Raw genomic sequence first — 17,234 nt, 5'->3', positions numbered from 1 at the left:
GCCAACCACGTCGTGATCGAGCGGGCACCATCGAGCGTCCACCACCCGTCGGCTTCCACCACCGGCACCATCCGCGCCGCGATCGCAGACAGTCGGCCCGCCACCGCCAACGCCTCCCGCACCACCTCCGCCGCCGCCTCGCCCTCCAGCCGCCCCGCCGGGGTCGACGGATCCGACGCGACCGCCAACGCCTCGACCGCCGACCTCAACGCCGCCAGAGCGACCGCCACCGGCGAGCCCACGCCCGTCGCGGGTGACCCGTCGACCGATCCGATCGAGCCAATCGAGCCGGCCGACCCGACCGACCCGATCGAGCCGGCCGACCCGACCGACCCGATCGAGCCGGTCGAGCCGTTAGACCCGGTCGACCCGATCGAGCCGGTCGAGCCGGTCGACCCGATCGAGCCGGTCGAGCCGGCAGACGCAGAGCCGGCATATCGGCCACCCTCGTCGATCGACACAGCGAGCCACCTCCTTCGCGCCACCCGGACGCGCCCGAGAATCGAGCCCCGACAATCCCGCCACGAAGAAGTCTCCCAGGCACCACTGACATTCACTGCGCCATTTGCTCAGATCATGAGACAAGCCGTGAATCAGCATCGCCGCAGTTCAGCGCTCCATCGAGCCGCCCACAGCCCCGAATCCGGAACATTTCATCCACAGGCCAATGGACGACGAAGAATGCCGACGAATCGCCAGAAGAATTCACTCTCCGCGGGCCGCGGAAAGCCGGGGCACGGCCCAGGTCGACGTCGACGAGCGCACGCCTGCAGACGGGCCGGGCTCACCGAACCCGCAGCGTCACCGTCATCGCGTGGGAGTCCTCCGGATCAACGACGGTCGTCGGCTCGAGTCCCGCCTCGACCGCGAGCGCCTCGAACCGGGCCGGCGTGTACCAGTGCAGGAGCCACACGCGCTCGGCCACCTCCACGGCCCCGTCGACGGACCGCTCGTACCGCAGCGTCGTCCGGCGGGTGCGCGCGGCGAGATCCAGCTCCTCGTCGATCACGGCGCAGCGCAGCACCGCACCGTCGCTCTCGACCTCGCGGAACACGCCGACCTGCGACGCGGGCGTCGGACCGGGCACGAACAACGGCACGAGCGCCGTCCCGTCGTCCGTCAGGTGCGCCCGGATCCCGCGCAGCGCACGCAGGGCGACGTCGTCGTCGGCAAGGAGGTTGAAGGTGGCACCGGCCAGGAAGATCGACCGGTACCGCCGCGGCAGGTCGAGGTCCTCCATGCGCTGCTGGTGGACGGTGGCGGACAGTCCCCGACGACCGGCCGCACTCCGCAGGCGGTCGAGCATGTCGGCGGACGAGTCCACCCCGTCGACGTCCAGCCCGAGGGCACGCAGGTCGAGCAGCGGCTCCCCGTCGCCGCACCCGAGCTCCAGGGCCGGCTCGCCGGACGAACGGACGAACGCCGCGTACTGCGCCGGGTCCGAGGTGAACGACCGCAGCGGCGAGTACAGGTCGGCGACGAGCCCGGTGTAGAAGTCGGCCGGGTCGGACAACGCCGTGTCAGCGGCCGGTGTAGTTCGGCGCCTCGACGGTCATCTGGATGTCGTGCGGGTGGGACTCCTTGAGCCCGGCCGCGGTGATCCGGATGAACTTCCCGCGGTCCTGCAGCTGCGGGATGGTGTGCGCGCCGACGTAGAACATCGACTGGTGCAGGCCACCGATCAGCTGGTGGGCGACGGCCGACAGGGGGCCGCGGTACGGCACCTGCCCCTCGATGCCCTCGGGGACGATCTTCTCGTCGGAGGACACGTCGGCCTGGAAGTACCGGTCCTTGGAGTAGGAGACCCGGCCGCGGGACGCCATCGCCCCGAGCGAGCCCATCCCGCGGTAGTGCTTGAACTGCTTGCCGTTGACGAACACGAGCTCGCCGGGCGACTCGTCGCAGCCGGCCAGGAGCGAGCCGAGCATCACGGTGTCCGCGCCGGCCACCAGGGCCTTGGCGATGTCGCCGGAGTACTGCAGTCCGCCGTCGCCGATGACCGGCACCCCGGCCGGCTTGCAGGCGCGTGCGGCGTCGTAGATCGCCGTGACCTGCGGGACTCCGACGCCGGCGACGACGCGGGTGGTGCAGATGGAGCCCGGCCCGACGCCGACCTTGACGGCGTCGACACCGGCGTCGACCAGCGCCTGCGCGCCCGGGGTCGTCGCGACGTTGCCGCCGATGACCTGGACGTGGCGGGTCGACGGGTCGGACTTGAGCCGGCGCACCATGTCGAGCATGAGGCGCGCGTGCCCGTTGGCGGTGTCGACGACGAGCGCGTCGACCCCCGCCTCGACGAGCGCGGTCGCCCGCTCCCACGCGTCCCCGAAGAACCCGATCGCGGCGCCGACGACCAGGCGCCCCTCGCCGTCCTTGGTCGCGTCGGGGTACTGCTCGGACTTCACGAAGTCCTTGACCGTGATGAGCCCGCGCAGGATGCCGGCGTCGTCCACCAGCGGGAGCTTCTCGATCTTGTGCTTGGCCAGCAGCGCGGCCGCGTCCTCGCGCGCGATCCCGACGGGCGCGGTGACCAGCGGCATCGGCGTCATGATCTCGCGCACGCGGCGGGTCTCGAACTCAGCCCCGGGCACGAATCGCAGGTCGCGGTTGGTGATGATGCCCAGCAGCAGCCCGTTGTCCGCGATGACCGGCAGCCCCGACACCCGGTAGATGCCGCACAGGTGGTCGAGCTCGGCGAGCGTCGCGTCCGGGGACACCGTGACGGGGTCGGTGATCATGCCCGACTCGGAGCGCTTCACCAGGTCGACCTGGTGCGCCTGGTCCTCGATGGACAGGTTGCGGTGCAGGATCCCGATGCCACCCTGGCGCGCCATGGCGATGGCCATGCGCGACTCGGTGACGGTGTCCATCGCGGCCGACAGCAGCGGCACGCGCACGGAGATCTCGCGCGTCAGGCGCGACGAGGTGTCCACCTCGCTCGGGATGACGTCCGTCTCCCCCGGCAGGAGGAGCACGTCGTCGTAGGTGAGCCCGATGCGGGCGAACGGGTCGGCAGGCGAGTGCTCCGTCATCCGGCAAGGATACGTGCTCCGAACTACCGGATCAGCCCTCGCCGCAGCCCGATCGCGACCGCCTGCGCCCGGTCGTTGGCACCGAGCTTGCGGAACAGCCGGCGCGCGTGCGTCTTGACCGTGTCCTCGGAGAGGTAGAGCTCCGCGCCGATCTGCGCGTTCGACCGGCCGTGGCTCATGCCGGTGAGCACCTCGATCTCGCGCTTGGTCAGCGGCACCCCGGGGATCGCACCCGTGGTCGGGACTCCGACTGGCACGGCGTTGGCGTCGGCGGGGACGACGACGGGCACGCCCTGCGACGGGGTCCGCGCCTCGGTCCGGGAACCGCCCTGGCTGGGCACGTCGACGGGCTGCGGACGATGCCCGCCCGGGGCGGGGAGCACGGGGCTCGCGAGCACGTGCGCGGCGACGGCCGAGAGCTCGGCGCGACCGACGTCCGGCGCCAGGAACCCGCGGGCGCCCAGCGCGAGCGCCCGGTCGAGGGCGACGGTGTCGTCCGGGAGCGCCAGCAGCACGATCGCGGCCGCCGGCGCGACGGCGCGCAGCCGACGGATCGCCTCGATCGCTCCCGGCGCGGCCAGGTGCGCGTCGAGCAGCACGACCGTCGGCGGCATCCGCCGCGCGAGGCTCAGCAGCTCGTCCACCGAGGACGCCGCGCGGACCGGACCGAGCGCAGGCACACCGATAGAGGTCACGACGAGCCGCTCACGAACGACCGCCGAGCCGTGACAGACCACGACTCCCGCCATGTTGAATCCCCTCTCGGGCCCCGTCCGGGGCACCTGAGTCATATCGGCCGACGTCCAGTCAGAAGTTAGCCGCAGAGACGAACGCCACCCGCTGCCGGCGGGGCTTCGTCCGCCTGCGCACCTCCTGAGTGGAATGTCTCCCCCACTCGGCGGCGGCGATTCGTCCGTTCAGCGCTCGACACCGGCAGTCGCGACCGCGAGAACCTCGTGCAGGAGGCCGGTGAACGTGCGGGCGCGGTGCACCGAGCGCCCGAGCGGGACGGCCTGTGCGGCACCGTCGGGGACCATGACGAACTGCGCCAGGTCCGGCAGGTCGTGCGCGAGCCGGTCTACCACCTCGAGGTCCGCGTCGACCCGCTCCCCCAGCGTCACCACGGCGCGGGCGCGGGTCATGGCGGACAGCTCGACGGCATGGTGCGCCCCCACCGGTCCGCCGACGATCCGGGCGTCGACCCCCTGCGCGGCGAGCGCGCCGGCCAGCGCGTGCGCGACGAGCGGCCGGGCCTCCCGCGGTGCGACGAGGACGAGGACGACGGGTCGGCTGGCGCCCGGCCCCGGAGCCGAGCGCACGCGGAGCGCGGCGAGGACCCCGGCCTGCACCGCGGCGACCGCGTCGACCCCGGGTGGGTCCACCACGGTCCGGCGGGCCAGCGCGGCAAGCACAGGCTCGACCAGAGTGGTCCACCACGCGACGACGTCGGCTGCCGGCTCGAGCGCGAGCAGCCGACCGCACCGGTCGACGTCCCCCGCGAGGGCGGCGTCGACGACGGCCGTCGGCGTGGGCGTGCCGTCGCGGGCGCTGCGGGCGGGCGCCGCAGAGACGTCGGTCGCGAGCGCGATCCGCGCGGACTCGGCCGGCGCCACCCCGTCCAGCGTGAGCCGTCGCATCACGAGCAACCGCTCGACGTCGACGGCCGAGTAGCGGCGGTGGGCACCCGCCGAGTGCTCGGACGGACCGAGCCCGTACCGGCGGTCCCAGGTCCGCAGCGTCGCGGGGGCCACCCCGAGCCGACGTGCCACCGCGGCGACGGCCAAGGCTGGCGCCGGCGGTCCCGCCGGTTCATCGCCCTCGTGCGTCACCATGGCGCGATTCTGCCAGTCCGATGCGACTCGGACCGTTCAGGCGTGTCGCGGCGCGACACGCCGACCTGGCAGTTCATCGGCAATCGCTTCATCACCCGAATGTGCGACACGGTCTTGAACAACTTCTGGCGCGGTTGTAACGTCCTCACCAACGCGTCACCCCGTACGGAACTGCAAGAAGCGCAAGTCGTACTCGCATCCCGTGTTCACGACTTTCCCGCCGCAGCCGCCCACCAGCGGTGCGACGGAACGACTGAGGAGGAACTCATGGCCGAGATCTCGCGCCTTCCCGGACCGGTGATGGACCTGTGGGAGTGGCAGTTCGACGGCGCCTGCCGTGATGAGGACCAGGACCTCTTCTTCCACCCCGAGGGCGAGCGTGGCTCGGCCCGCCGGCGCCGCGCCGAGGCGGCCAAGGCGATCTGCGCCACGTGCCCGGTGCTCAAGGAGTGCCGCGAGCAGTCGCTCGCCGTCCGCGAGCCCTACGGCGTGTGGGGCGGCTTGTCCGAGGACGAGCGCGCCGCCATCCTCGCGCAGCGCGGCCGCGCCAGCCGGGTCGGCTGACACCCCGCACCGACGAGCAGAGCCCTCCCCACTCGGCACGACGAGAGGGGAGGGCTCTTTTCGTGCGCCGACGAACCCGCGCGGGTGAACCCCCTCGTCGACCGCCCCTCCGCACGCCACACTCGAGTGACTACTCGAAGCGGAGGACCGGGTGCGCGCACGACGGCTCGTCGCGCTGGCCGCGAGCGCCCTGGTCCTGGCCGGTTGCGGCGCGGGCGAGGACGTCCCACCCGAGAGCTTCGCCAGCCGCGCGGCGCTGCCGTCCTGCGGCGAGCTCGAGATCGCGCAGGGCGAGACCATCCCCGCCGAGGCGTGGCAGTGCCTCGACGAGGCCGACGCCCGAGCCGGAGCCGAGCTCGTCGTGACGTCCCCGACGACCGAGGGCGACCCGATCACCACGTACTTCCGGGTCGGGCCGGGCATCGACGGGCTCGAGGTGTTCACCGACAGCAGCCAGGACGCCTTCGGCGGCGACGGGCCGGCGTGGACCCACCAGGTGTGCCCCGACACCGTGACGAGCGCCGACCCCCTCGGGTGCGCCGAGGCCTGAGACGAGAGAGACCCCCACGGCAGTGCCGTGAGGGTCCGTCTCGTGCGGGGCGCGAGCGCCCCTCAGATCACTTGACGACGATCGCGAGGATGTCGCGGGCCGAGAGGATGAGGAACTCCTCGCCCGAGTACTTGACCTCGGTGCCGCCGTACTTCGAGTAGATGACCTTGTCGCCGACGGCGACGTCGAGCGGGATCCGGACACCGTTGTCGTCGACACGGCCGGGACCGACCGCCAGGACCTCGCCCTCCTGGGGCTTCTCCTTGGCGCTGTCCGGGATGACGAGACCGGAAGCGGTCGTCGTCTCTGCCTCGAGCGTCTTGACGACGATCCGGTCCTCGAGGGGCTTGATGGAGACCGACACAGCGGACCTCCCCTTCGCATGTGAGTAGTTCTCTGAGGTTCGTGCGCGCTGTCGGACCACGTCGTCGCGGGTGCCGTGATCCGGAGCGCAGCTGGCACACTCACCGGGAGAGTGCCAGCCATCACTCTAGGAAGCGGTTAGCACTCGGTCAAGGCGAGTGCCAGCGAGCCGTGCGGATCCGCCGCTGATCCGCCCCTCGGTGCGCCGCTGCGTGCGAGGATCGCGGCATGGACAGCGACGGCATCACCCAGCTGCTCAGCCCCGCGGGCTGGGCGTTGCTGTCGGCGCTGCCGCCGTACGACGAGTCGCGCACGATGGCGCTCTCCGAGCGCCTGCGCGACGACGGCATCGACCCGGCGCTCGTCGCCGCGGCCCTCACACAGTCGCGCTTGCGCGCCAAGGCCGCCGCCAAGTTCGGCACGTTCGCCGACGGGATGCTGTTCACCGCCTCGGGCCTCGAGCAGGCGACCCGCCTCACCGTCGCGGCCCACCACGCCCGCCGGTTCCGCGACGCCGGCTGCACCCTGGTCGCGGACCTCACCAGCGGGATCGGCGCCGACGCCATGGCCTTCGCGGGCATCGGCCTGCGCGTCCTGGCCACCGACGTCGACGAGGCCACGGCCGCGATCGCGACCGTGAACCTGCGGCACTTCCCCGACGCGGCGGTACGGCACGGCGACGGGCTCGCGCTGGACCTCGTGGCGGAGGGCGTCGACGGGGTCTACGCCGACCCCGCCCGCCGGACCTCCGCGGGCAGCCGCGTGTTCGACCCGGCCGCCTACGAGCCGTCGCTGGACGCGGTCCTGGCGGTCCGCGAGACGATCCCGGCGCTCGGCCTTAAGCTCGGTCCGGGCATCCCCCACGCGGCGCTGCCGCAGGACGCCCACGCCCAGTGGGTCTCGTCGGACGGCGACGTGGTCGAGGTCGGGCTCTGGTTCGGGCCGCTCGCCCCCGAGGGACCCGGCCGCTCGGCCCTGGTGCTGCGCGACGGCGATGCGCACGTGGTGGAGCAGACCTCCGACGAGCGGCCGCCGACCGGCGCGGTCGGCGGCTACCTCTACGAGCCGGACGGCGCGGTGATCCGCGCGGGGCTGGTCGGCGAGGTCGCGGCGCAGGTGCGCGGCCGGCTCGTCGACGCCTCGATCGCCTACGTGACGTCGGACGCCCTCGTGCCCGTGCCCTCCGCGACTGCCTACCGGGTGCTCGACGTGCTGCCGTTCGGCCTGAAGCGGCTCCGCACCTACCTCCGAGAGCGGGACGTGGGCAAGCTGACGATCAAGAAGCGCGGCACGGCCGTGGTCCCCGAGCAGCTGCGCCGCCAGCTCGACCTGCGGGGCAGCGCGACCGGCACGATCATCCTCACGCGCGTCGCGGGCAGCCAGCAGGTGCTCGTGGTGGAGCCCGCCTGATGGCCGCGCCGGTCCCTCTGCCGTTCGCGCGGTCGGAGCGGTCCACCGTGGGGATCGAGTGGGAGGTCGGGCTCGTCGACTCCGACTCCGGGGACCTGCGGCAGGCGGCCGAGGCGATCCTCGCGGCGGTCCGTCCGGCGGACGGTGCCGAGCACCCGCACATCACGCAGGAGCTCCTGCTCAACACCGTCGAGATCCGCTCCGGCAAGTGCCGCACGATCGCGGAGGCGACCGGCGACCTGCAGCGCGCGCTCGACGAGGTGGGAGCCGCCGCCGAGCCGCTGCGCATCGAGCTGATGGGCAGCGCCACGCACCCGTTCGCGCAGTGGGCGCAGCAGAGGGTCACCGACAAGCAGCGCTACGCCACGCTGATCGACCGCACGCAGTGGTGGGGCCGGCAGATGCTCATCTACGGCGTGCACGTGCACGTGGGCATCGAGGACCGCGACAAGGTGCTGCCGATCTCCCGGGCGATGCTCACCGTCTTCGCGCACATCCAGTCGCTGTCGGCGTCGTCCCCGTTCTGGGGCGGCAAGGACACGGGCTACGCGTCGAACAGGGCCCTGCTCTTCCAGCAGCTGCCCACGGCGGGTCTGCCGCCCGGGTTCGACCAGTGGTCGCAGCTCGAGCAGTACGTGGGCGACATGATGCACACCGGCGTGATCGACCAGTTCGACGAGATCCGGTGGGACGTGCGCCCCGCGCCCCGGTTCGGGACGCTCGAGATGCGGATCGCCGACGGCGCCTCGAACCTGCTCGAGGTCGCCGCCATCTCGGCCCTCACGCACTGCTTCGTCGAACACTTCTCGACGATGCTCGACCGCGGCGAGACCCTGCCGACGCTGCCGCCGTGGTTCGCGCAGGAGAACAAGTGGCGCTCCGCGCGGTACGGCATGGACGCGATCATCATCACGAACGCCGCCGGTGACGAGGAGCTGGTGACCGACGCCGTCGGTCGGTGGCTGCTCGACCTCGCGCCCGTGGCCGAGCGGCTCGGATGCGCCGCGGAGCTCGAGCAGGTGCGCGTCATCCTGCGCCGGGGTGCGTCTTACCAGCGCCAGCGTGCGGTCGCCCGGCGTCATGCCGGCGAGCTGGACGCCGTTGTCCGCTCTCTCGTCGCCGAGCTGAAGGCCGGTCGGCCGCTCTAGGAATTCGCTTACGCCCGCTACTTGTCAATGCCTACTACTAGGCATAGCGTCATCGGCATGGACGAGCCGCGCGACCCTCAGCTCCTCAAGGGCGTCCTCCCGATGCTCGTCCTCGCACTCCTCACCGAGCGCGAGTCGTACGGCTACGAGCTGGTCACGCGCCTGCACGAGGGCGGTCTCGACGACCTCGGCGCCGGGACGCTCTACCCCGTGCTCAACCGTCTCGAGCGCGATGGCCAGATCTCCTCCCGGCTCGTCGCCTCCACCGCGGGCCCCGCCCGCAAGTACTACGTCCCCACCGAGACCGGCGCGGAGCAGCTGTGGAGCACGGCCCGGTCGTGGCGGCAGCTCGCCACCACGGTCGACCACCTGCTCGCCCGCGTCACCACGAAGGAGACCTCATGAGCACGTCCCTGTGCGACGCGTGGACCCGCGAGCGCTACCTCCTGCAGTTCAGCTGGGCCATGCAGGACTACCCCAAGAACGTCGCCATCAAGCGCGAGCTGCGCACCGAGCTGACGGCGACAGCCGCGGAGGTCGGGATGCGGCAGGCGGTCGCCGACCTGGGCCACCCCCGGCTGCTGGCGGAGGGCTACATCGCCGAGCTCGGCCGCCGCGTCCCGCGCTGGACCACCGGCGCCGTGTGGGGCACGCTCGCGCTCTGCGCCCTGGTCTACCTCGTCCTGGCCTACAGCGCCGGCACGCTCGACACGCTGGCCCAGCTCGGCGGAGGGACGGTCGAGCGCGTGTTCCTGGGCGCGACGACGACGTACACGCACACCGCCGACGCCGTCTCGGTCGGCTCCACCCTCACGTGGCAGGTGGCGGTGTTCTACCTCGCGGTCTTCACGATCCCGTACCTGCTGGGCGCCCGCGTCTGGCGCGCCTGGACGACGACGCCGGCACCGACCCGCGCAGCGCGGGCCTGAGCTCGATCAGACGAGCACGCGCGTCAGCGGCATCGAGGAATCGACCGGCAGGTCCAGCGACGACGGCGGCAGCCCACGGCGGACGACCGCCGACCCGAGCGCGGCGATCATCGCCCCGTTGTCGGTGCAGTAGCGGATCGGCGGGATGCGCAGCTCGATGCCGGCCTCGGCACAGCGCTTGGCCGCCATGTCCCGCAGCTGCGAGTTCGCCGAGAACCCGCCGCCGACCACGAGGGTCTCGACGCCGTGCGCGCGGCAGGCGGCGATCGTCTTGGCGGTCAGCACGTCGGCCACGGCCTCGGCGAACGACGCCGCCACGTCCGGGAGCGGCACCTCCCGTCCGGCGTCCTGGCGGGCCTCGACCCACCGGGCGACGGCGGTCTTCAGACCCGAGAACGAGAAGTCGGCGGCGTGCGCGGCCTGGTCCTTGGCGGCGGTCAGCCCGCGCGGGAACCGGATCGCGGTCGGGTCCCCCTCGCGGGCGAGCCGGTCGATGTGCGGGCCGCCGGGGTAGGGCAGCCCGAGCAGCCGGCCCACCTTGTCGAACGCCTCCCCCGCCGCGTCGTCGAGCGTCGAGCCGAGCTCGGTGACGTGCACGGTGTCGTCGATGAGCAGCAGCGACGAGTGCCCGCCCGAGACGACGAGCGCCATCACCCGGTCCGGGAACGCGCCGTCGACCAGCTCGTCGACGACCGCGTGCCCGATCACGTGGTTCACGCCGTACAGAGGCTTGTCCAGCGCCAGCGCGAGCGCCTTCGCGGCGGACGCCCCGACAGTCAGGGGACCGACGAGGCCGGGACCGGCGGTGACCGCGATCGCGTCGACCTCGTCGAGCGAGACGTCGGCGGTGGCCAGGGCGCGCTCGATCGTCGGCACCATGGCCTCGAGGTGCGCGCGCGAGGCGATCTCGGGGATGATCCCACCGAACCGCGCGTGCTCGTCCACCGAGCTGGCGACGGCGTCGACGAGCAGGTCGTAGCCGCGCACGAGCGCCACGCCGGTCTCGTCGCAGGACGTCTCGATCCCGAGCACGAGGGGGTCAGCCATGCGCACCAGGATAGGCGGGCGCGGGAGTGTGACGACCGCCACGGCCGCTGCCCGGAACAACTCACGATAGTTGACGCTTCAATCAAGCATGACCACTGACACCACTGTCCTGGACGGCCTCGACTTCGCTGCATCGGGCCTCGCCGTCGGTGACGACGTCGCCGACCTCCTCTTCCGCGAGGCACGCACCGCCGCCGCGTTCAGCCCCGACGAGGTCAGCGACGAGCAGATCGCCGCGGTCTACGACCTGGTCAGGTGGGGCCCGACGGCCCTCAACATCATCCCGTTGCGCCTGCTCGTGGTGCGCACGCCCGAGGCCCGTCAGCGCCTCGCGGCCCACATGGCGGAGGGCAACCGCGACCGCGTGCTGGCCGCCCCCGTGTCCCTGGTGCTGGCGGCCGACACCAGCTTCCACGCCCACATCCCGACGCTCGCGCCGCACATGTCCGCGCTGGCCGACGCGCTCGAGGGTCAGCCCGAGCAGCGCGAGTCGATGGCCCGCACGAACGCCCTCATCCAGGCCGGGTACCTGATCGTCGGCCTGCGTGCCGCCGGACTGGCCGCCGGCCCGATGAGCGGCATGGACGCGGAGGGCATCGACAAGGAGTTCTTCGCCGACAACGGCTGGAAGTCGCTCCTGGTCGTCAACGTCGGCCACCTCGCCGGTTCCAGCACCACGCGCCCGCGCGGCGAGCGCCTCGCCTACGAGCAGGCGTCGGTCACCGTCTGACCGGACCTCTGCCGGGAGGCCGCGATCCCTGCACCGGGGTCGCGGCCTTCCCTGTCTCCGCCGGGCGGCCCGGGTCGTTCGACCACTGCGACCACGAGCCTGGGTAGAGCGCCGCCTCCACGCCGATCGACGCGAGCGCCGCGACCTCGTGCGCCGCGGTCACGCCCGAGCCGCAGTACACGGCGACCGGCCCGTCGAGGTCGGCGAACCGCGCGCGCAGCTCGTCGTCGGCAAGGAACGTGCCGTCCGCGCCCAGGTTGCCCGCCGTGGGCACCGAGATCGCGCCCGGGATGTGGCCCGCACGGGGATCGACCGGCTCGACCTCGCCCGCGTACCGCTCGACCGCACGGGCGTCGAGCAGCGACCCGGTCCAGGCCGCGGCGCCGTCGGCGTCGATGGTGGGCAACGCTCCGGGCACCAGCACGACGTCCCCGGGCTCGGGCGTCACAGACCCGGCCTCGAGGGGCCGGCCCGCCGCGGTCCACGCCGCCAGTCCGCCGTCCAGCAGCCGCACGTCCCGCAGCCCTGCCCAGCGCAGCAGCCACCACACCCGCGCCGCGGACATCCCGCCGACGGCGTCGTAGGCGACGACGGGCCGGTCGGCCGAGACCCCCCACCGTCGCGCGGAGGCCTCGAGTGCCTCCAGGTCCGGCAGCGGGTGCCGGCCGTCCTGCGGGGTGGCGGGCGCCGCGAGCTCCGTGTCGAGGTCGACGAAGACCGCCCCGGGCAGGTGTCCCGCGAGGTACCGGTCGTGGCCGTCCGTCTGCCCCAGCGCCCAGCGCACGTCGAGCAGGACGGGCGGTTCGTCGCCCGCGAGCGCGGCCGCCAGCCCGTCGGCGTCGACGATGACGTCGGTCCTCGTCATGCGGGTGCCCCTCCCTGGCGCAGGTCCAGCCGCATGGTCCACGCGTCGATGTTGCCCGGCTGGTAGTACGCCCGGCGCATGCCGAGCCGCTCGAAGCCCACGCTCTCGTACAGGTGGATCGCGGGGTCGTTGTCCACGCGCACCTCCAGCAGCACCACGGCGGCGCTGAGAGTGCGGGCGCGATCGAGCAGGTTCTCGAGCATCCGCCGCCCGAGCCCGCGCCCCTGGAACCGCTCGTCGGTGCCGATCGTCATGACCTGGGCGTCGAACCCGTCGAACCACAGGCCGGCATAGCCGACGAGCGCCCCGTCGACCACGGCGCCGACGTACCAGCGCCCCGGGCCGACGATCTCGGCGGCGAGGCTCTCCGGAGACCACGCGGCCGCGCCGAAGAGCTCGACCTCCATGCGCTCGAGGTCCGGCAGGTCGGCCGGGCAGAGCGCGCGGACGACGACCCCGTCGGACTGCTCGGTCATCCGATCACGCGCTTGCGCGCGGCCTGCGGCACGGCGTCCGGCCGGCGCAGGTAGAGCGGCTCGGTGTCGAGGACCCGACCCTCCGCGACCCGGCTCAGCGCCAGACGCGCGAGGTCGGCCGGGTCGGGGTCGACCAGACCGAACGCCTCGAGGTCGGGGGCGGTGTCGGGCACCGGCACCACCGGCTCGCCGGCGACGGCCACCACGAGCCCCGGGCTCGCGGCATCGGTACGTCGAGTGAAGGCATCCGCGTACAACGACGCACCGCGCCCGATCACCAGCGCGCCGACGCTCCGCGGATCCGCAGCGACGTCGCCGGCCGCGGCGACCTCGGGGGCGACCAGCACGTCGATCCGTCCGGCCTCGACCAGCCGGTACAGCGCCCAGTAGACCTCGCGGCGGCGGGCGTCCGTGGCGACGAGCACGTCCGTGCCGCCGGGCAGCACGCGCGACGCCCGGGCGGCCACCGCGTCGAGGCTGGGCACGCCGTGCACGGGGATGCCGAGCGCGAGAGCCAGCGCGCGGGCGGTCACGAGCCCCACACGCAGACCCGTGAACGGAGCCGGTCCGGTGCCGACGACCACGGCGGTGAGCTCTCGCCGATCCACCCCGGCCTCGGCCAGGACGTCGGCGACCATGGGCGTGAGCAGCTCGGCGTGGTGGCGCTGCTGGGCGTCCGACCGTTGCGCCAGCACGACGCCGGCGTCGTCGGTGAGGGCCACCGCGACGGCGGCGGAGGTGTCGAGGGCGAGGACGGGCACGCGCTCAGCCTGCCACCGGGTCGACGTCGGGCAGCGCGACGTCCGCCCAGCGTGCACCGACAGGTCGGACCGTGACGACGCGCTCCCCCGAGGCCGCGTCGTCCAGGTCGTCGTCGGAGATCGCACCCCCGCGCGGCCGCTGCAGCGTCACCTCCAGCCGGTCCTGCGCGAGCGACTCGACCCAGCCCTCGCCCCACTCGACCACCGTGACCGCCTCGTCCAGGCTCGCGTCGAGGTCGAGCGCGTCCACCTCGTCGAGCGAGCCGAGCCGGTAGGCGTCGACGTGCACGAGCGCGGGTCCGCGGCTGCCGTCCTCGCGGACCAGGGGCGGGTGCTCGCGCGCGATGATGAACGTCGGCGACGCCACCTGCCCGCGCACGCGCAGCCCGGCGCCGATGCCCTGCGTCAGGGTCGTCTTGCCCGCGCCGAGGTCGCCCGTGAGCACGACGAGGTCCCCGGCGCGCAGCACGCCCGCGAGCGCGCGCCCGAACGCGCGGGTGGCCTCGGCGTCGGGCAGCCGGACCGTGATGCTGGTCATGACGCCTCGCTGTCGACGTGCACGCGCGGGACCCGGGACCCGATGCGCGTGACGATCTCGTAGGAGATGGTGCCGGCCGCGTCCGCCCAGTCCTGCGCGGTCGGTCCGCCGTCGTGTCCCGTGCCGAACAGCTCGACGCGGTCGCCCGCCTGCTCGGTCGCGCCGGGCCCGAGGTCGACGACGACCTGGTCCATGCACACCCGCCCGGCGACGCCCAGGGTCCGGCCGCCGACGCGCACGGGGCCGCCGGGACGGTCCTGCGTGCCCGACGCGTGCCGCGGGATCCCGTCGGAGTACCCCAGCGGCACGAGACCGAGCACGGTGTCGCGCGCGGTGACGTACTGGTGCGCGTACGAGACTCCGTGCCCGCCGGGGACCGCCTTGACGTTCGCGAGCTCGGCCTCGAGCGTCATCGCCGGCACGAGCCCGAACTCGTCCGAGCCTCCGAGCTGCGGCACGGGCGAGAGACCGTAGACGGCGATCCCGGGCCGCACGAGGTCGTAGTGCATCCCCGGGGCGGTCAGCGTGGCCGCGGAGTTGGCCAGGTGCCGCACCTCGAGCGTGACCCCCGCGCCCTCGACCGTCCGCAGGGCGTCGGCGAACACCTCGGCCTGCAGCTTGACCGTGGGGTGCTCCGGCTCGTCGGCGAACGCGAGGTGGCTCCAGAGCCCGACGACGTCGACGGCGCCCTCGGCGCGCAGCCGGAGGACCTCGGGCAGCAGCGCGGCGAGGTCGTCCGGCGTGAGTCCGTTGCGGCCGAGCCCGGTGTCGACCTTGAGGTGCGCGCGGGCCGGGCGTCCGGCGGAGCGCGCGGCGGCGGCAAGCTCGTCGAGGGCCCACGGCGCGGACACGGAGACGTCGATGTCGGCGTCGACCGCCTCCCGCAAGGGTGCGCCGGGCGCGTACAGCCAGGTCAGGATCCGGGGGCCGTCGATCCCGCCGCGTCGCAGCGCGAGGGCCTCGCCCACCTGCGCGGTGCCCAGCCACGTGGCGCCGCCCGCGACCGCGGCCGAGGCGGTCGGCAGCAGGCCGTGCCCGTAGCCGTCGGCCTTGACCACGGCCAGGACCTGCGCCGTCGGGGCGTGCGCGGCCAGGGACCGGACGTTGGCGCGGACGGCCGCGAGGTCGACGACGGCACGCGCGGGGTACGAGCTCACGGCGCCCAGTCTCGCACCGTCGGCGCGTCGAGCACGTCTCCGGGCCGCCGGTCAGTCGACGCGCACGACGACGTCGGCCCGCACGGCGGTCGCGGCGACCAGCCGGGCGTTGCTCTCGTCGGGACCGTGCGACCACGCCCGCGCGGCCTGCGGGGTCTTTCCGAACGCCTCGTGCCGGGCCACCAGCCGGTCCAGCCGGACCGCGTCGTCGGGCGCCAGGAACCACGACTCGTCGAGCAGCCCGGCCACGGGACCGAAGCCGTGGTCGTCGAGCAGCAGGTAGTTCCCCTCGACGACGACGAGCGGCACCTCGGGCGGCACGGCGATGGCGCCCGCGACCGGGTTGCGCAGGTCGCGGCGGTACTCAGGGGCGTACACCGTGCGCCCGGGCGCCATCCGCAGGCGCGTGAGCAGCGCGACGAACCCGTCGGCGTCGAACGTGTCCGGCGCTCCCTTCCGGTCGGCGCGCCCGATCCGCTCGAGTTCGCCCTGCGCCAGGTGGAACCCGTCCATGGGCACGACGACCGCGCGAGGGCCGACGAGGGCGACGACCTCCGCCGCGACGGTCGACTTGCCGGCGCCGGGCGAGCCGGCGATGCCGAGGAGCCGGCGCGGCCCGCTCGCGAGCGCCTCGACGCGGGCGACGAGGTCGGGCGGCAGCGTCATGCGGCCAGCAGCTCGGCGATCGCGCCGGGCAGCGCGTCGGCGACGTCGCGCGCCGCGATGGGCCCGCCGGGGTTGGCCCGGTGCGCCGCGCGGCCGTGGACCAGCGCCGCCGTCGCCGCGAGCGCGGCCGCGAGCGACGGGTCGTCGTGGACCWCGTCGACCCGGCCCGCCAGCAGCGCACCGAGCAGACCCGCGAGCACGTCTCCCGCGCCCGCGGTCGCGAGCCAGGCCGGGGCGTCGGCCTGGGCGTACGCGGCCCCCTGCGCGCCGGCGACGACCGTCACCGACCCCTTGAGCAGCACCGTCGCACCGGTGAGCTCGTGGGCCCGACGAGCCCAGCGCAGCGGGTCCGCCTCGACGGTGCTCCGCTCGACCTGCTCGCCGCGCTGGCTCAGCAGCCTGGCGAGCTCTCCCGCGTGCGGCGTGAGCACGGCGTGCGGGCCGATGTGTGGCGGCAGCAGCTCGAGCGCACCGGCGTCGACCACGGCGGCCTCGCCGCGCGAGAGCACGTGCTCGAACGCGTACTCGATGCGCCGCCGCTGCCCGGCGTCGTCCGGCGAGACGCCCGGCCCGAACACCCAGGCCTGCACCTTGCCGTTGCCGACGACGACCTCCGGGTGCGCCCCGACGACCACGTCGCCGACGTCGCCCAGGTACCGCACCATCCCGACGCCCGCCCGCACGGCCGCGCTCGTCGTCAGCACCGCTGCGCCCTGGTAGKCGCGCGATCCCGCGACCACGCCCAGGACGCCGCGCGTGTACTTGTGGCTGTCCCCGGTGGGCACGGGCCACAGGGCAGCGACGTCGGACGGCTCGAGCCGGACCACGGCGGGCGACCCCGCGAGGTCGAGCCGGAGGTCGACCAGCTCCACCCGGCCCGCGACGCGCGGCGCGAGCAGGAGCCCGGGCTTGAGCGCACCGAAGGTCACCGTGAGGTCGGCGTCGAGCACGGTCCCGTCCCGGCGCCCGTCGTCGACACCGAGGCCGGAGGGGACGTCGACCGCGACCACGTAGGGCCGCCCGAGTGTCAGCAGGGTCTCGACCAGCTCGGCCGCCCGACCGCGCAGGCCGGACCCGTCGGCGCCGATGCCCAGGATGCCGTCGAGCACGACGTCCGCGCCGGCCGCGAGCGCCGCGGCGTCGTCGTCGAGCGCCCGCACCCGGCC

The 17,234-nt window shown here is 73.8% G+C and carries 21 protein-coding genes; 7 read left to right on the top strand and 14 right to left on the bottom strand.

All coding sequences use genetic code 11. The annotated features are described in order from the left end of the window. From ACXJKA_RS19490 to ACXJKA_RS19470, 5 genes are all read right to left on the bottom strand, one after another. The coding region (locus tag ACXJKA_RS19490) for a hypothetical protein (protein WP_456826850.1) at positions 1-461 on the bottom strand (461 nt) is incomplete at its 3' end. 323 nt (positions 462-784) lie between these two features. Beyond that, on the bottom strand, positions 785-1,513 hold the full coding sequence (locus ACXJKA_RS19485) for a class I SAM-dependent methyltransferase (RefSeq protein ID WP_456826849.1): 729 nt from the start codon (positions 1,511-1,513) through the stop codon (positions 785-787). Between the two features lie 7 nt (positions 1,514-1,520). Next, positions 1,521-3,032 carry an IMP dehydrogenase gene (gene guaB, locus ACXJKA_RS19480; protein WP_456826848.1) on the bottom strand — a complete coding sequence of 504 codons (1,512 nt, stop codon included), beginning with the start codon at positions 3,030-3,032 and terminating at the stop codon, positions 1,521-1,523. Positions 3,033-3,055: 23 nt separating this feature from the next. Continuing rightward, positions 3,056-3,727, bottom strand: coding sequence for a response regulator transcription factor (locus ACXJKA_RS19475; RefSeq protein ID WP_456826847.1), 672 nt, complete (start codon positions 3,725-3,727; stop codon positions 3,056-3,058). Between the two features lie 222 nt (positions 3,728-3,949). Next, a complete protein-coding gene (locus tag ACXJKA_RS19470) occupies positions 3,950-4,864 on the bottom strand; it encodes a MerR family transcriptional regulator (RefSeq protein WP_456826846.1) in 915 nt (304 codons plus the stop codon). A gap of 267 nt (positions 4,865-5,131) precedes the next feature. Here ACXJKA_RS19470 and ACXJKA_RS19465 point away from each other — a divergent pair, with 267 nt between their 5' ends. Together ACXJKA_RS19465 and ACXJKA_RS19460 are read left to right on the top strand one after the other, a co-directional pair. Then, positions 5,132-5,428 carry a WhiB family transcriptional regulator gene (locus ACXJKA_RS19465; RefSeq protein ID WP_456826851.1) on the top strand — a complete coding sequence of 99 codons (297 nt, stop codon included), beginning with the start codon at positions 5,132-5,134 and terminating at the stop codon, positions 5,426-5,428. Positions 5,429-5,579: 151 nt separating this feature from the next. Next, the gene (locus ACXJKA_RS19460) at positions 5,580-5,978 is read left to right on the top strand and encodes a hypothetical protein (RefSeq protein ID WP_456826845.1); all 399 of its coding nucleotides are present in this window, start codon (positions 5,580-5,582) and stop codon (positions 5,976-5,978) included. A 67-nt stretch (positions 5,979-6,045) separates the two neighbouring features. On the opposite strand, the gene groES is transcribed toward ACXJKA_RS19460, so the two are convergent. Next, positions 6,046-6,342: a co-chaperone GroES gene (groES, locus tag ACXJKA_RS19455; protein WP_370504981.1), complete on the bottom strand. Its 297-nt coding sequence runs from the start codon at positions 6,340-6,342 to the stop codon at positions 6,046-6,048. Between the two features lie 227 nt (positions 6,343-6,569). On the opposite strand from groES, the gene ACXJKA_RS19450 reads away from it, so the two are divergent. The 4 genes from ACXJKA_RS19450 to ACXJKA_RS19435 are packed head-to-tail and all read left to right on the top strand — an operon-like array spanning position 6,570 to position 9,828. Then, entirely contained in the window at positions 6,570-7,751 is a 1,182-nt protein-coding gene (locus ACXJKA_RS19450; RefSeq protein WP_456826844.1) for a THUMP-like domain-containing protein, read from the top strand. Continuing rightward, positions 7,751-8,899, top strand: a complete 1,149-nt coding sequence (locus ACXJKA_RS19445) for a glutamate--cysteine ligase (RefSeq protein WP_456826843.1) — start codon at positions 7,751-7,753, stop codon at positions 8,897-8,899. Before ACXJKA_RS19450 ends, ACXJKA_RS19445 begins: the two co-directional genes overlap by 1 nt. Before the next feature lie 57 nt (positions 8,900-8,956). Further along, the gene (locus ACXJKA_RS19440; RefSeq protein ID WP_456826842.1) at positions 8,957-9,304 is read left to right on the top strand and encodes a PadR family transcriptional regulator; all 348 of its coding nucleotides are present in this window, start codon (positions 8,957-8,959) and stop codon (positions 9,302-9,304) included. Continuing rightward, complete coding sequence (locus tag ACXJKA_RS19435) at positions 9,301-9,828, top strand: hypothetical protein (RefSeq protein ID WP_456826841.1); 528 nt, start codon at positions 9,301-9,303, stop codon at positions 9,826-9,828. The genes ACXJKA_RS19440 and ACXJKA_RS19435 overlap by 4 nt, the downstream gene beginning before the upstream one ends. A gap of 6 nt (positions 9,829-9,834) precedes the next feature. Here the strand turns inward: ACXJKA_RS19435 and tsaD are convergent, their stop codons facing one another. Beyond that, the gene (gene tsaD / locus ACXJKA_RS19430; RefSeq protein WP_456826840.1) at positions 9,835-10,875 is read right to left on the bottom strand and encodes a tRNA (adenosine(37)-N6)-threonylcarbamoyltransferase complex transferase subunit TsaD; all 1,041 of its coding nucleotides are present in this window, start codon (positions 10,873-10,875) and stop codon (positions 9,835-9,837) included. Between the two features lie 88 nt (positions 10,876-10,963). On the opposite strand from tsaD, the gene ACXJKA_RS19425 reads away from it, so the two are divergent. After that, a complete protein-coding gene (locus ACXJKA_RS19425; protein WP_456826839.1) occupies positions 10,964-11,605 on the top strand; it encodes a malonic semialdehyde reductase in 642 nt (213 codons plus the stop codon). On the opposite strand, the gene ACXJKA_RS19420 is transcribed toward ACXJKA_RS19425, so the two are convergent. The 7 genes from ACXJKA_RS19420 to ACXJKA_RS19390 all read right to left on the bottom strand — a co-directional run. Further along, positions 11,595-12,470 carry a sulfurtransferase gene (locus tag ACXJKA_RS19420; RefSeq protein WP_456826838.1) on the bottom strand — a complete coding sequence of 292 codons (876 nt, stop codon included), beginning with the start codon at positions 12,468-12,470 and terminating at the stop codon, positions 11,595-11,597. The two genes, ACXJKA_RS19425 and ACXJKA_RS19420, sit on opposite strands and share 11 nt — an antisense overlap. Continuing rightward, positions 12,467-12,946 carry a ribosomal protein S18-alanine N-acetyltransferase gene (rimI, locus tag ACXJKA_RS19415; protein ID WP_456826837.1) on the bottom strand — a complete coding sequence of 160 codons (480 nt, stop codon included), beginning with the start codon at positions 12,944-12,946 and terminating at the stop codon, positions 12,467-12,469. The genes ACXJKA_RS19420 and rimI overlap by 4 nt, the downstream gene beginning before the upstream one ends. After that, positions 12,943-13,707 (bottom strand): tRNA (adenosine(37)-N6)-threonylcarbamoyltransferase complex dimerization subunit type 1 TsaB, encoded by a 765-nt coding sequence (tsaB, locus tag ACXJKA_RS19410; RefSeq protein ID WP_456826836.1) that lies wholly within the window; start codon positions 13,705-13,707, stop codon positions 12,943-12,945. Before tsaB ends, rimI begins: the two co-directional genes overlap by 4 nt. 4 nt (positions 13,708-13,711) lie before the next feature. After that, positions 13,712-14,245, bottom strand: a complete 534-nt coding sequence (gene tsaE, locus ACXJKA_RS19405; protein WP_456826835.1) for a tRNA (adenosine(37)-N6)-threonylcarbamoyltransferase complex ATPase subunit type 1 TsaE — start codon at positions 14,243-14,245, stop codon at positions 13,712-13,714. Then, on the bottom strand, positions 14,242-15,402 hold the full coding sequence (alr, locus tag ACXJKA_RS19400; protein ID WP_456826834.1) for an alanine racemase: 1,161 nt from the start codon (positions 15,400-15,402) through the stop codon (positions 14,242-14,244). The genes tsaE and alr overlap by 4 nt, the downstream gene beginning before the upstream one ends. A 51-nt stretch (positions 15,403-15,453) precedes the next feature. Beyond that, positions 15,454-16,068 carry a nucleoside/nucleotide kinase family protein gene (locus ACXJKA_RS19395; RefSeq protein ID WP_456826833.1) on the bottom strand — a complete coding sequence of 205 codons (615 nt, stop codon included), beginning with the start codon at positions 16,066-16,068 and terminating at the stop codon, positions 15,454-15,456. Continuing rightward, positions 16,065-17,234, bottom strand: a 1,170-nt coding sequence (locus tag ACXJKA_RS19390; protein ID WP_456826832.1) for a bifunctional ADP-dependent NAD(P)H-hydrate dehydratase/NAD(P)H-hydrate epimerase, incomplete at its 5' end; no start/stop codon positions are given. The genes ACXJKA_RS19390 and ACXJKA_RS19395, both read right to left, overlap by 4 nt.

This window comes from Cellulomonas sp. P5_E12, assembly GCF_054049315.1.
The sequence above is the reverse complement of the archived record's forward strand: the minus strand, read 5'-3'. Positions and strand labels throughout refer to the sequence as shown.